The sequence below is a fragment of the Paenibacillus polymyxa M1 genome (assembly GCF_000237325.1).
GTDB classification, from domain to species: Bacteria; Bacillota; Bacilli; order Paenibacillales; family Paenibacillaceae; genus Paenibacillus; species Paenibacillus polymyxa_C.
The window spans coordinates 1,230,142-1,243,741 of record NC_017542.1 but is presented as its reverse complement, the minus strand read 5'-3'; the positions used below and the strand labels follow the sequence as shown (position 1 = coordinate 1,243,741).

The 13,600-nt window shown below is 46.4% G+C and carries 12 protein-coding genes; 3 read left to right on the top strand and 9 right to left on the bottom strand.

Going from position 1 to position 13,600, the window contains the following annotated elements:
• Nucleotides 1-144: 144 nt before the first annotated feature.
• Nucleotides 145-822 (top strand): peptidylprolyl isomerase, encoded by a 678-nt coding sequence (locus PPM_RS05325; protein WP_013369710.1) that lies wholly within the window; start codon nucleotides 145-147, stop codon nucleotides 820-822.
• A 216-nt stretch (nucleotides 823-1,038) separates the two neighbouring features.
• Here PPM_RS05325 and PPM_RS05320 read toward each other — a convergent pair whose 3' ends face one another.
• Both PPM_RS05320 and PPM_RS05315 read right to left on the bottom strand, forming a co-directional pair.
• Complete coding sequence (locus PPM_RS05320; RefSeq protein WP_013369708.1) at nucleotides 1,039-1,710, bottom strand: MgtC/SapB family protein; 672 nt, start codon at nucleotides 1,708-1,710, stop codon at nucleotides 1,039-1,041.
• Between the two features lie 117 nt (nucleotides 1,711-1,827).
• Entirely contained in the window at nucleotides 1,828-3,261 is a 1,434-nt protein-coding gene (locus tag PPM_RS05315) for a hypothetical protein (RefSeq protein ID WP_014599522.1), read from the bottom strand.
• A gap of 203 nt (nucleotides 3,262-3,464) precedes the next feature.
• Between PPM_RS05315 and PPM_RS05310 the strand changes: the two genes are divergently transcribed.
• Nucleotides 3,465-4,256, top strand: a complete 792-nt coding sequence (locus PPM_RS05310) for an SDR family oxidoreductase (protein ID WP_013369705.1) — start codon at nucleotides 3,465-3,467, stop codon at nucleotides 4,254-4,256.
• Nucleotides 4,257-4,379: 123 nt separating this feature from the next.
• On the opposite strand, the gene PPM_RS05305 is transcribed toward PPM_RS05310, so the two are convergent.
• The gene (locus tag PPM_RS05305; RefSeq protein WP_013369703.1) at nucleotides 4,380-5,162 is read right to left on the bottom strand and encodes a TIGR02206 family membrane protein; all 783 of its coding nucleotides are present in this window, start codon (nucleotides 5,160-5,162) and stop codon (nucleotides 4,380-4,382) included.
• A gap of 140 nt (nucleotides 5,163-5,302) precedes the next feature.
• Between PPM_RS05305 and PPM_RS05300 the strand changes: the two genes are divergently transcribed.
• Nucleotides 5,303-5,515 (top strand): hypothetical protein, encoded by a 213-nt coding sequence (locus PPM_RS05300; RefSeq protein ID WP_013369702.1) that lies wholly within the window; start codon nucleotides 5,303-5,305, stop codon nucleotides 5,513-5,515.
• 89 nt (nucleotides 5,516-5,604) lie between these two features.
• On the opposite strand, the gene PPM_RS05295 is transcribed toward PPM_RS05300, so the two are convergent.
• The 6 genes from PPM_RS05295 to PPM_RS05270 all read right to left on the bottom strand — a co-directional run bounded on the left by PPM_RS05295 (nucleotide 5,605) and on the right by PPM_RS05270 (nucleotide 13,574).
• A complete protein-coding gene (locus PPM_RS05295; protein ID WP_013369701.1) occupies nucleotides 5,605-6,879 on the bottom strand; it encodes a methyl-accepting chemotaxis protein in 1,275 nt (424 codons plus the stop codon).
• A 261-nt stretch (nucleotides 6,880-7,140) separates the two neighbouring features.
• A complete protein-coding gene (locus PPM_RS05290) occupies nucleotides 7,141-8,484 on the bottom strand; it encodes a hemolysin family protein (protein ID WP_013369700.1) in 1,344 nt (447 codons plus the stop codon).
• Between the two features lie 127 nt (nucleotides 8,485-8,611).
• The gene (locus tag PPM_RS05285) at nucleotides 8,612-9,286 is read right to left on the bottom strand and encodes an SGNH/GDSL hydrolase family protein (RefSeq protein WP_013369698.1); all 675 of its coding nucleotides are present in this window, start codon (nucleotides 9,284-9,286) and stop codon (nucleotides 8,612-8,614) included.
• A 177-nt stretch (nucleotides 9,287-9,463) separates the two neighbouring features.
• A complete protein-coding gene (locus PPM_RS05280; protein WP_013369697.1) occupies nucleotides 9,464-10,381 on the bottom strand; it encodes a PD-(D/E)XK nuclease family protein in 918 nt (305 codons plus the stop codon).
• Nucleotides 10,382-10,494: 113 nt separating this feature from the next.
• Entirely contained in the window at nucleotides 10,495-11,805 is a 1,311-nt protein-coding gene (locus PPM_RS05275; RefSeq protein ID WP_013369696.1) for a galactokinase, read from the bottom strand.
• Nucleotides 11,806-12,050: 245 nt separating this feature from the next.
• Nucleotides 12,051-13,574: a copper amine oxidase N-terminal domain-containing protein gene (locus PPM_RS05270; protein ID WP_013369695.1), complete on the bottom strand. Its 1,524-nt coding sequence runs from the start codon at nucleotides 13,572-13,574 to the stop codon at nucleotides 12,051-12,053.
• Between the last annotated feature and the right edge of the window lie 26 nt (nucleotides 13,575-13,600).

Sequence of the window (13,600 nt, the reverse complement as noted above, 5' to 3'; positions counted from 1 at the left end):
GTATGGGTCAAGAATACGGCTTTCAAACCCGTATTTCCTTATCCCCAACAAAAAAGGTATGATAGTAAATGGAAAAGTGTTCTGCGCTGTCCCCAAACTATAAATTAGGATGTTACACCATCCAACCTTTCAGGAGGAATATTAATGAACCGAAAATCGATACGCCCATGGTACACATTGTGCCTGCTGGCCATCATGCTCGTGCTGGTTGCCGGATGTGGCACAAAAGCGGCCGATGTGGAAGCCGCAAGCCGGACAAGCACTACAACGCCCGCTGCAACTAAAGACAAAAGCAAGACTGTTTCACATCCAGTTGTCACGATTGTCATGAACGATGGCAAGAAAATCAAGCTTGAGCTGTATCCGGAAGTAGCACCGAACACGGTTAACAATTTCATCTCCTTGGTGCAAAAGGGAGCTTATAACGGTACCATTTTCCACCGCGTCATCCCAGGCTTTATGATTCAGGGTGGTGATCCGCAAGGTAACGGTACAGGCGGCCCCGGCTACAGTATCAAAGGGGAATTCAAGAGCAACGGCGTTAACAATACACTCAAACATACACGTGGCGTATTATCCATGGCCCGCTCGGCGGATCTGGATTCGGCCGGATCGCAATTTTTTATCATGGTTGCCGATGCGGACTACCTCGACGGTCAATATGCCGCTTTCGGTAAAGTAACGTCCGGAATGGACGTGGTCGACGCTATCGTCAACTCCAAACGGGATAGCAATGACAAACCTACCAAACCAGCTACAATGAAAAAAGTTACTGTAGATACGCTAGGTAAAAAATATCCAGAACCCGTCAAAGTAAAATAACCTGTCTTTCAAAACGGGATAACAGCAACGACCTTGTGCATACGCATGAGGTCGTTGTTGCTTATCCCCTGATGCTTTCTAAGCTGCTGACTCTGTGATGTAGTAAGAGTATATACACAAAAGGAAGCGTTTTCAATCATTATTTTTAAAGTATTTTACTGTTAAATGAGTCTGTCAGCGTTCGACAAAAAGATACTAAATGAGCCGTAAAGTCGTCTAATTGGATTTGGTCTCGACTGAACGGATACCTTCCATCTCTTGCAGCAGTGACAACAATTCCTCCACTCCCTCTGACCGGGACAGCTTTAGAAGCATATGAACCATCAACTGCTCACCGTTATTGATACGCTCGGCGTGAAAGCTGTGAATGGTCAGCTTTCTGTTCTCCAGCAGTTCTTTAATTTGATTCAGTACGCCCGGCTCATTTTCAACCTGAACAACTACTTGCCGTGTGGACGGGGTAGCCATCTGATAAAAACGACTATGGAGCAAGGACTGAGCCGCCAAAATAAACAGCGTTACACCCGCGCCAAGCCCATACATTCCTGCACCGACAGCAATACCAATCCCGGCGGTAGTCCAGATGCCCGCAGCGGTGGTAAGCCCTTTGATTCTATTTTTTTGTGTAAAAATCATTCCTGCGCCGATAAAACCGACTCCACTTATAACCTGTGCTGCTATTCTGGAAGGGTCCAGCGACAGGTTGGACCATACAGTCTGATCCTGAAAACCGTATTTGGATACCACCATCATAAGTGACGCCCCGATCCCGACAATGAAATGTGTGCGAATGCCGGCCTCCTTCATCCGACTTTTGCGTTCATAGCCGATTAACGCGCCGCACAATCCGGCAAACATGACCCGAATCAGGTAATCCCAATCCCACATACCTTTTTCACTCCACTATTGTTTAAGTTATGAAAAGATGTTGCCTTAATATATATAATTCATGATGCACCGGCAAATGAGCCGTTATACAGCTGTTATTTTGTTATTACCCAAATTTTAAGGAACCTTCACTTCATGTTCGGGAAGATTGCGATGTGCCTTTCTCCCCTTGAGTAGCCACAACTCTGGTGTATCCTGTACACCATCTACTCGCATACTAAATGCCCTCGATGGTAAATTGCGTATACGGAGCAATAGACGGTTTCCGTCTGCTGCTGCATCCACAAGCTCTAGTAGTGTTAGTGAATCATTTGTTAGCTTGCGGTTCAAAGCGGGAGTTGAATCTGCGTTGTCCTCACGGCTCCAAATACGCAGCTCATCTAAAGACGGCGTAGTAATTCGCTTGCTGAAAGAAATAACCACCTCATCTTCGGCTGAACGTTCCGCCCTAAGAGGTATTGGAGGCTCATCGTACATGTAGCCTCCCAGATGATATTCATAGGCAGTCCAGGCGTTGTAGTCGCCCTCCAGGGCGGTAGCCCCGAACTGTCGCGTCCACTTGCGGTCTCGAACCATCCGCGCAAGTGAACCGATATCTGCCTGCACTCCGAGGGACAGGTCCGGATAAGCGGCGCGTATGGACTGCGCGATACGAGCATAGCCGTGAATATACTGTGGCGGCAGACGGCGGCGCATCCAGTCCGGCCAATGGGTCTGGAGTACGTGCATATCCGGAGCTACGCTCCCGATCATGGCTACCGCATCCAGGCCCTGCCATTCCCGCAGCTGACCGGGAATATCGCCACGCCCACTCACAGCGAGCGACCATGTCGCCACGCAGATGTCCGGCCGGACATCACGCACACCGCCTGCGCCGTTCACCAGCTCATGGATGAGCCCATTCACGGCGTTAACGCGCAGATCGACCCACTGCGCGTACAGATTGGGGACCTTCCGGTAGTAATTCCGCGCATGCTTATCGCGGAAATTTGGAATGTTCTCACCGCAGCGTGCACGGAAGGCACGCTGTGCATGTGGCCCAATATCCCCGTACACTCCACTGCGCAGCCCGTTCCATTCGGGGAAATAAGGCTCCGCCACCTCAAAGCCGTCAAACGGAATATCGGTGACGAGCCGGGCAGCGGCTTTCTTTTTCCATTCCACATATTCGTGGGCAAAATGCGAAAGCCGCTGAAAGCCGTCGTTGGGCTCGCGCAGCAACTCCATACGCCATTCCTTCCACGCTGGCGGCAGCTGGGACACGCCAAAAGAACCGTTGCCCAGCACCATCGCCCACACCGCGATGCCTCTGCGCTGAAAAGCAGCAACAAGCGCTCCATCCACTTCATTTTCACGTACAACAAAATAATGCACGGTCTGGTAGCCCGCAAGGGCGATCTCATCCGCTATGCTATCCCGCGACCGATTGGCGTAATAGGGAAACAACGGATCAATTTGAATACTGGGACCGTTCAGAGCCCAGGGTTTCATTTTTCCGATTTGTGCTATAGAGTCTGTCGATTCGGATCGCTCATCTCTCTTATTGTCCAATTCGATCCACCTCCGTCACTCACGTTTTTCCGATACTTGCTCAGAATCTACAGGTTTGGGCTATATGTTCCTAATGGTTCGCCTATGTTACCATATTTCGCAAATGGGGTGAAATGCAGCAGCTACTGTTTCATCATTAGCGTTCAGAGGTATTGGAATAACGAGTCAGGTTTAGCTTATGAACGGAATGGGAGGAATAGTCAATGGCAGAGCAGAGATTGCAAGGAAAGATAGCAGTGGTCAGCGGTGGAGGTTCAGGAATCGGTAAAGCAACCGCAATTCGTTTTGCAGAACAAGGCGCCAAGGTGGTCTTGCTGGATCGGACACCCGAGCATGCAGAGGAAACCAAAGCAATCATTGAACAGGTTGGCGGTGAAGCACTTGTGCTGGAATGTGATATTTCCAAGCCAGACATGATTCAGCAGGGGTTCGCTAAAGTCGCGGAGACATACGGGAAGCTGGATATCGTATTCGCCAACGCAGGCATTAATGGCACCATGGCCCCTATTGAGACCATGGAGCTGGAAGAATGGGACCACACGATGAACATTAATCTACGCGGCACCTTCGCTACCGTTAAATATGCCGTTCCATACCTGAAGGAACGCGGCGGCAGCATTATCATCACCAGCTCCATCAACGGTAACCGAACCTTTTCGGGTATTGGGTTCTCAGCTTACGCTTCCACCAAAGCGGCTCAGGTTGCTTTTATGAAAATGGCAGCGCTGGAGCTGGCACGTTACAAAATTCGGGTTAACGCGATATGCCCAGGAGCCATCGACACGAAAATTGATGATAACACGTACCCTACCGAAGACTTGAAGAAGGTACAAATTCCAGTCGAATTTCCGAAGGGCGGAGAGCATCCGCTGGAGGATGCTCCCGGTGAGCCAGAGCAAGTCGCCAATCTGGTTCTGTTTCTCGCCTCAGATGAATCATCTCATGTATCGGGTACGGAGATCTATGTAGACGGAGCAGAATCGCTGCTGCGCTAAGCATAAAGGGGATCGTTGTCCCCATATAAACTACTGTTTAGGCATTCCTAGCAGCCTTATCCCAAGTCATTACTAGTGGAAAAGGCTGCTTTTGCATGACTTGTGCATCGTTTCACAACAATTCTATAGCGCCCTGTCAGCACCATGCACAGCTCCTTTGCGAAGGCGGACATACAATCTCCCTCCTGGCAGCACCTCAAACAACAACATCAGAAGAGAAAAGAACAGCAGTGCAATGGCCTCTTCTGCCAAAATATAAACAGGGTATGGTCCCAAAACATCCAGTATCGATGGTGTCGACGGCTTTCCGGTCAGAAACATGTAGTTGGCACCGAGAGCACGGTCTACAATCCACACCATCAACGCCAAGCCATTGAGAAATAGCATAACTTTCCTTACACCCTTCCACGTCGGTCGGAGCCCTGCGATCCAGGTCATATATAGGGCAGCCAAAATAATAGCACTATGAGCTACGAAAAAATGGATAAAACGATAGTGAGGAAAGGCATAAGCCAAATTAGGCGTGAGTACGGCTTGAAGCGCTCCTCCAATTCCGGCAAAAAGGACCACCGGGTATAACCAGCGGCTGCGGAAAATAAGCATGAGGATGGACAACAGCAGTGTCACACTGCACAGCTCTAAGGGCAATGATGTCTGGACATCCCAAATATGCTGTGCCACATACCATATATTCAAAGTCACCTCTGAGAGAACGAGGACCGTAATTAATAGCCAGCGAATTCCCTTACTTACAGGCTTATTCGACCGAATCCAGCCCCGCGTTAGCCACAGCAACACAGCGCATACAATGAGTCCCAGTATAGCCAAACCATGTGACGGAGTAAAAGCCTCGAACCCTTCCGGCGCGTACGCATCGAACCAAGACCCTGACCATAGCCAGTCCATAGAATGCCCCCTTCGATCTCTTTCTTTTTTCGCACCTTCTATTTTATACCAAATAGTCGAATATGTTCTAGCCATCTTTCTTGCTTGTTCAATACCTTAACCTTTATGATAAAAGATATTATATTCAAAGGAGAACACTCATGCCGATTAATCGCCGACTAATTACAGATCAGGATTTCAGCGAGGCACTGGAACGTCATCTTCGTATCCGGGTATTTCAAGATGACCAATTGATTGGCTCAGGCGGGACTATAATCCGTTTTGACGATCAAACCATCGTTGTGCAGTCTAGCGTCAGTGATCTGGCTTACCATCCCAGAAAACAATGTGAGTTTTTTGAAATTAGAAAATAGCCACCACGCACCGGAGAACCCGTTTGCTTCGTTTTCCGGTGTGTAGCGGCTAAGTTTTATGGGTATGCATCATGTCTCACATGACGGTTTTAGTTATAGTTGATTCCACGTGTTTTCATCATGAGTTTATTCGTAAGCACTTTCAAGTCCTCGGAAGAGGATGAAATTTCCTGCATAATAGCCGTCTCCTCATGAGCAGCCGTATAAATTTTGTGAGCACCTTCAGAGAACGCCCCTGACATTTGCTGAATACGATGAATCTGCTCAAAGGTTTGATCCACCCGATTCGTCTGCTCTGTTACAGCTTCTTCCATAGTACGAATGCTTTCGACAAATTCACGTACAATAGCGTTCAAACGGTTCAGCGTCTGATCGACAGAGCTTGTCCGTTCCGCCTCAGCACTGACCAAAGACGTTTGCTGATGCATCAACTCCACAGTCTCTACGATTTGTGACTGTACACGGCTAACGATAGCATTAATTTGCTGTACAGACTCCGTACTTTGGGCGGCAAGTGCGCGAATTTGGTGTGCTACTACAGCAAAGCCGTTCCCTTCTTCTCCCGCACGTGCCGCTTCTATGGAAGCATTCAGCGCCAACAGATGGGTCTGTTCGGCAATATCCTTCACGGTGCTTGTAATCGCTTCAATTTGTGAAGCTTCTTTTTCCAGTCGTGCAATCACCTGCTGGGAACGACTATGTGAAGCTGTCAGCTCTCCCATTCCATCCATCAGGGATGAAAATACAGTCTGCGTCGAATCCACTGAATGCTCCATATGGCCTGACAATTCCAGCATATGTCCCGATTTGCTACGCATCATTTTAAAATCGCCCAGCATTCGATCCGCTGTTTTAATTGATTGGGCAGATGCTTGCTTTTGCTGCTCCACGCCATCCAAAATATCTTCTACCACCGTAGACATGGACTCGATTTGCGCCGTAGCTTGTACAATAGCCAAGCTCAGATTTTCTGCACTTTGCGAAGTTGTTCTGGTGCTATACGAGATCTCATTGAACATATCTTTAATGTTCAGCATCAGATGCCGAAATGCATCGTACAACACTTTGATTTCATCATCTGAACGGCGCTCTGGAATTACGACAGACAGGTTGCCCGACGAAGCTTCCTCTGCCGCCTTGGCCAATCTAACAATTGGCCGTGTAAGTAATTTTGAGATCAACCAGCCCAAAATGCCACTCCACAGGACACCCAATAACAAAATGATCGAGGTGTATACCCATTCCTGTGTACCATGAGCAAGCCAGTCCTTGAGTACAAAAATAAAAAAAGCGCTTGTTCCATAGGTTATTGCTGAAATTGAGACAAATGCAGTAACCATTTTCGTACCTAGTGACATCTTCATGTACTGTAGCCCACCCCAAAAAACTCAAATTTGATTCCATTTTACCATAAAATTGCTACATTTCTAGTAGTATTTTTCACAGACACCTATATTTATAAGCATAAAGATGCAGAGCCTTAAGTCCCCTGACCTAACTACAAAAACAACATGCTATTCAGGCAGCAAACTGCGTCAAAAAAAGTGGACGAATCGCGCTGCCGCTTACGTTCAGGCCATTCGTCACATCTAAATCGATCTATTTCTTTGTAATCTCATTTTCCATCATTGAGAATAACTGTCATCCTTTTGTTTAACAACTGCCTTTTTAACCGCTTCAATTGTGTCTATTTGGTGACTGTTTTTTTCCAGTACAGTAAACTCCCATGATCCGCTGGTCAGCTTGTCTCCTTGCTGGATATCAAAACGTTCTGAAAGCATCCAACCGCCAATCGTATATACGTCCCCGGCCTCAATATCTGTCTCCAAGCGCCGATTGACCTCATGGATAAGCGCCTGTGATTTGAGTATGTAACGATGATCATCTGTTTTTGTAATGAGTGGTGTTAGCGCTGCGGGGGTTTCGGTATCCGTATAGGAAGGAATGTCTCCAACAATCTCTTCCATAATGTCCTCTAGGGTGACAAGCCCCGACGTTCCACCATATTCATCCACCAGCACCGCTACTGGAATACGTCGTTTTTGCATCTGAATCAGCAGATCCCGAGCCTGCACCGTCTCAATCACCTGAAGTACCGGATGAATGTAAGAAGCCATCGTTGTATTTCCTGTGCTATGCCCACGGGCCAAATCATGCAGAGCTTCCTTAACGCGAATCATCCCGATAATACGATCCCGGTCCCCATGTTCAGCTACAGGCAGAAAATTGTAGACCTTGTCCTCGATCAGCTCCATAAACTCGGCTACTGTTGCCTGATGAGAGATGGAACGGATGTGGATGCGTGGTACCATAATTTCCTGCGCCGCACGGTCATCAAAATCAAATACATTATTCAGGTATCGATATTCTGTCGGTGTAATTTCACCACTACGAAAGCCTTCAGATAACGCTAGTCGAAGCTCAGCTTCACTGAGTGCTGCATCTTCTTCAGATACCTTTTTCAGCCCAAAAAGCCCCGTAATGACACGTGAAGAACGACTGAGCACCCAGTTCAGGGGATACGTTATTTTATAGAATACCGTAATCGGACGGGCAAAAAACAATGCCATCGGTTCGGCAATTTGTATGGCAAAGGTTTTGGGTACCAGTTCCCCGACGACCACCTCGAAATAGGTCAAAATCAGAAAAGCCAGCAAAAAGGAGAGTACTCCCGTTAGTCCAGCCGGAATATGCGCCAACACAAACAGGGGATGTAGCAGCTTCTCAACTGTAGATTCCCCTAACCAGCCTAGCGCCATTGAAGTTAGTGTTGTACCAAGCTGACAAGCGGATAAGTACTCATCAAGCCGAGACAGAATATTTTTAACGGCTTTCGCGTTTTTATTACCCTCTGAGGCCAATTGATTGATACGAGATACCCGCACACGAATAATGGAATACTCTGAGGCCACAAAAAAAGCAGTTAAGGTGATAAGTAAAATAACTAGAATGATATTTATCGTTTCCATAGCCCTCTCTTACTCCGTTGATGACGAAGCAAGAAGCACCCCCTTTGACATTCATTTTTGGATGGAATCATAACAAGAGTAATGATGTCCATAATCGTGTATTACCCAAAAATGACAAGGATGTAGACTATGTACGACTTGGTTGACGAATCGCCAGTGGACTCTTTTGCACAATATCTATCCATTGATCAGCTATCAACTGATGCCCAACCGCTGTCGGATGAACCCCGTCATGCAGCCAATAGGAGGCGTCCGCTTTGGTAGCAGCTTCGTTCAACATGCTCTGGAGCGGCACAAATACGGCCCCATATTTGTCGGCAAGTTGACGTACAATACGCTGGTAGCCCGTTATTTTTTCTTGCCAAATGTCCCAGCGCGCCTCGGTAGCTCCCGTTTTCAAAATAAACGGCTCACACAGCACCAGCCCGGTATCAGGCATCACTTCACGTGTCTCCTCCAGCAGGTGGCAATAGGCTCGTTCAAATCGGTCCGTCACCCCGGACGGCTCCTGCTCCACAATCCGCCAGGCATCGTTCACTCCGATTAGAATACTCAGCAAGTTCGGCTGTAGACTAAACGTGTCTTCATTCCAACGTGCATACAAATCCGAAACCCGATCCCCCGAAACTCCCCGGTTGACAAATTCCGGCTGTGTATCAGCCAGTCGACTCCCAAGTGCCCCAGCGATCAGATACACATAGCTCTGACCCAGCCAATGGTTCGCGTCCTCATTCCGTCCCCTTCCTCCGTCTGTAATGGAATCTCCTTGAAAAAGAATACGTGTGTGTCCTGTACTCGACATTTTCGATTGTCCTCCTCGTAATTTCCAATAATACCCTTATCATACCTCGTATTTTCCGAATTGGAAAGCGGTTTCAGGAATTGGGAGAGTTATAGCTACTACTCAGGTGGAATGGTGCTTTCCATTGCTTGTACAGCACCATTCCACCTACTCCGTTTTTATGTTGATTTTTCGATTTCAGACCGCTCGGTACTTACACACCTCGCGAAAATTGCAGCCCCCGCATACTCTGCGAGAAGGCATCGGTGTGAAGAAAGACTCGGGCTTGGGTCGATTATAGTAATCGTCATCAAGGCAGGACTTCATTTCCTCGATGTAACGTCCTACATTGCCAACTACCTTTTCGATATCCTCTGGTGTGGGGCGATATACTTCATGCTCTCCTGTCATCAAATACTCTACCCGTACCTCAATCTTCTCCAAAGGAAGCTGATAATGCTCCTGCACATAGGAAGCATACAAAAATAACTGGTCGGAGAAGTCGCCTTCCTTACCTGTTTTCCAATCTACAATAACCATGTCTCCGTTGTCTCTACGATAGAGCAAATCCATTTTGACATATACTTTTGTCTCATGTAGGAGCATCGTATCCCATTTTTCCACCTCAACAATTCGGGCTTGGCCCTGTTGCAGCTCACGCCAAACCGCGGTACGGTACAAATTGTGTACCACCGCGTGCTGCCGCTCCTTAATCCGGGCAATCCGTTCCGGAAGCACTTCATCATCATAATAAATCTCTGCCAGCATGACCCGATTTTTGGGATCTTGCAGCCATAGCTCACGGTGCAACGATTCCTTGTAGCTGTCATTCAACATGTTCTTCATAGCGGTCTCCAGAAATGCTGTACGCGGGACAGCCCCTTTTTCCATCCACCCGCGTATGACCGATTCACACATTTGGTGTGTAATATTCCCGAATAAAATATATAAGTTGCTCAGTTGCTTAAGCCGATACAACGTAACTTGTTCTTCAGTGCCCTGTGCCGAATTCCAGCCATTATGCGAGCCGTAATAATGATAATAGTATTTGCGTAAGCATTCGTCGAACGTTTGGGCCCTCGATTGTGAATAGGACCAGGACGGATATATTGCCATGACAGGCCCTCCTTCATTAGAACTTCCATCTCTTTATTATAACGCATGCCTAAGCTGTATCGGTCATAAAAACGACAAAAGACTTTAACCCATAGGTTAAAGTCTTTGACTGACTAGTTAGTATTCTCGCTACGAGTCCGTTCAGCATTGATCAATTCACTTACATTAACAGCACCATCCTCACGGACGTTGACTACGAGTACTGGAGTTCCCAGCATTCCGCTAATCCACTCCTTGTAATCATCCACATGATCATTGGGAAGAATCGTCAAAATCACACCAGCAAAGCCACCACCATGTACCCTGCATGCGCTATTATCAATTGATTTTAAATACATTTCCGTTAAAGCCAGGGCAACCGATACGTCTTGTTCCCGATCAATCCCACTTCTATATACATTCTGTAGCCATTTCCATGAAGAATTACCGGATTCGGTGATGAGCTTTAAGAAATCAGAAAAGCGCCCTTCCTCCAGCGATTTCACCTGCTCATCCACACGCTTATTTTCTTCAAAAAAATGCAAAGCACGAAGCACTGCCCGATCCCCAGCTTTTTCCCTGACCATCTTGAGATTGTCATACAGATTCTCAGGCGATAAGTCACGGCAAACCGAAGCGCCCAAAGACTGAGCCACTGCACGCATTTCGTTCGGCACCGCTGCGTAATCATCGGTTAAATCAGCATGATTTCCACCTGTATTTACAATAACCAGGGAGTAGCCATTTTGTTCAAAATTCCAATGGACTGGATTGATGATCGGTTCCTTGGGATTTTCAAAATCAATGGAAATCAAACCGCCATATGCGCAAGCCATCTGATCGAGCAGCCCTGAAGGCTTGTTCCAATAGACGTTTTCCGCATACTGACCAATTTTGGATTTAGCAACAGTATCTAACGCTCCCTCGTTATAAAAATGATTTAATATCGTGCATATCAACATTTCAAACGAAGCGGAAGAGCTTAATCCTGAAGCAGAGAATACATTACTTGATATATAAGCTTGGAAGCCTCCGATACGATACCCGAATTCAAGCAAACCAGCTGCAATACCACGGATCAGCAACATCGTACCGTCATCCTCCGGTTTTGGCGCCAAGTCGTTTAAATCAATGACGTATTTCGTTTTGTAGCCTTCAGAAAAGAATGTTATAACGGATTCCTCTACTTTAGCAGCTACAGCGATCGTATCAAGTGTAATACTGCCTGCCAGCACCTTCCCGTGGTTGTGGTCTGTATGATTCCCTCCAATTTCGCAGCGCCCCGGAGCACTAAACAATTCAATATCCCCTACACCAAAATGCTCCTGATACGCCTGTATAAGTGATTGATATCGAGAGGTTTGCTCGGAAATTTGTTGTTGGCCGTACATCCGTGCGAGAACAATCTGTCCCTCGCTAGAATTCAATAGCTCCATATCTTTCATCGTATATCCCCCTACTTGTATGTCTGTTTCCACGCAGAATGATGCTTTAATTATCTCAATTTTCCGTGTGTAAAAGTATGGCACAATTTTAATCTGTAAGCGCTTATTTTAATCGCTTTTATGAGCATTTTACCAATATAACTAAAAAAGAACCAGCCCCTAATCCGGGCTGGTTCCTGTATTTACACCTGATTCATTCCATACACTAACCGTTAAGAAGAAGAATGGTGTTCTGGATTTCTTTTTTAATCGCGTTTCAGCACATATTCTCCAGCATTGTTACGAGTTACAGTAGCGCCAAGTGCCTCTGCAACAGATTTGAAAGGAACATACAATGTGCCATATTCATCCGTATATGGAGCTTGCGGCAACGTCAATGTGCTTCCTTCCAGTACAGCCTGCTTGGAGCCACTTTTTAGCTTAATCGTCTTACCAGTAATATCATCAATTACAGTTGTTTGTTTGGCAGCCGCATCCCATTTTAATTCTGAGCTCAATTCGCCTGTCAGTTCACGCAATGGGATGAAAGCCGTACCTCCACGATTCTCCAATACGTAGTAATCGTCTTTAGGATCGAAAATTGTTTCTACTTTTGTAATTTCCAAATCATTTTTTAAAATGTTGTAGATCGGAGAATTCGCTTCAAAATTGCGCAGTGTCGCTCCCGGTGTTAATTCAGCTTGTGCATTCAAGTCAATAACGCCGTTAGAAAGATCTACTTTATCGGCCGTTACACTACCATTGACGTTCCATGATTGGGTCTCGGTCAGAACGGTAAAGGACTTCACCGGAAGATCGTCTACATCTGGCAATGCAACTGTCAGGTCTGTCAGCGCTTTGCGAACATTTCCTTTTTCATCAAAATACATGTCGCTTTTCAGCACAGTGTTTGCACTCAGAACTGTTTTGATTTCAGGTGCCTCTGCATACATAGTGCTGACTCCTACATCATACTGTGCCACAGCCAAGTCCAAATACTTTTTAACCTCAGTGTAAGCCTCGTTGACCAGCTTTTCTTTGTTTTCATTCAGTTCTGTTGTTACTTTATCACTACCCTCAATTGCTATGCTGGAAGCGATAGTTTTAGTCATATCAATAGCTTGACCGATCAATTCTTTTAAGCCAGCTTCATCCTTGGCCAGATTCGCCAGGAATGGTTTTACCAATGCAACCAGTTCATCACCGCGCAGTTCTGTATGGAGACGAGTCAGTTTCACCTTGTCTTTTTCACCGTATACTTCTTCGGTTACAGACGTTGCAGAAATGGTCGAAGGGTTAGGGGCATGCTTGAGCATAAGTGCAGCGGCTGTTTTGGTCAGATCTCTCACGTCTTTGGAATATACATACGGATCAAACCCGGCAGGCAGACCACTCAAACTCTCTTGCGAGTTCAAAGATATGTAATAAGGTTTTTTGGCACCTTCCAGATGAATAGCCATACCTTGGCGATCCAAAGCAAGCTCAAATGGCAAATTATACTTATCAATATGCAAAGTACCCTTGGCGGAAGCAACTTCCTCCGATTGTACCTTGGCTTCATCTACAGTCACCGAAATCGAATTAATCAAATCTATGATTTGTTGATCTCCTTGCGTGATACCTTCTTTTGGAGTCAACTTAAGAGAAATTTTCTCCGTTGACTGCTGGGATTTCACATCAAGTGTTCCCAATAAATTTTTACTTACATCAAATCCGCCTACTGCCTGGCAACCTGTCAAAGCTACCATTAACAGAATAAGAGGGACGGCAATCCATTTTTTTATATTCATATTAATCCCCTTTCAAGATATTTCCG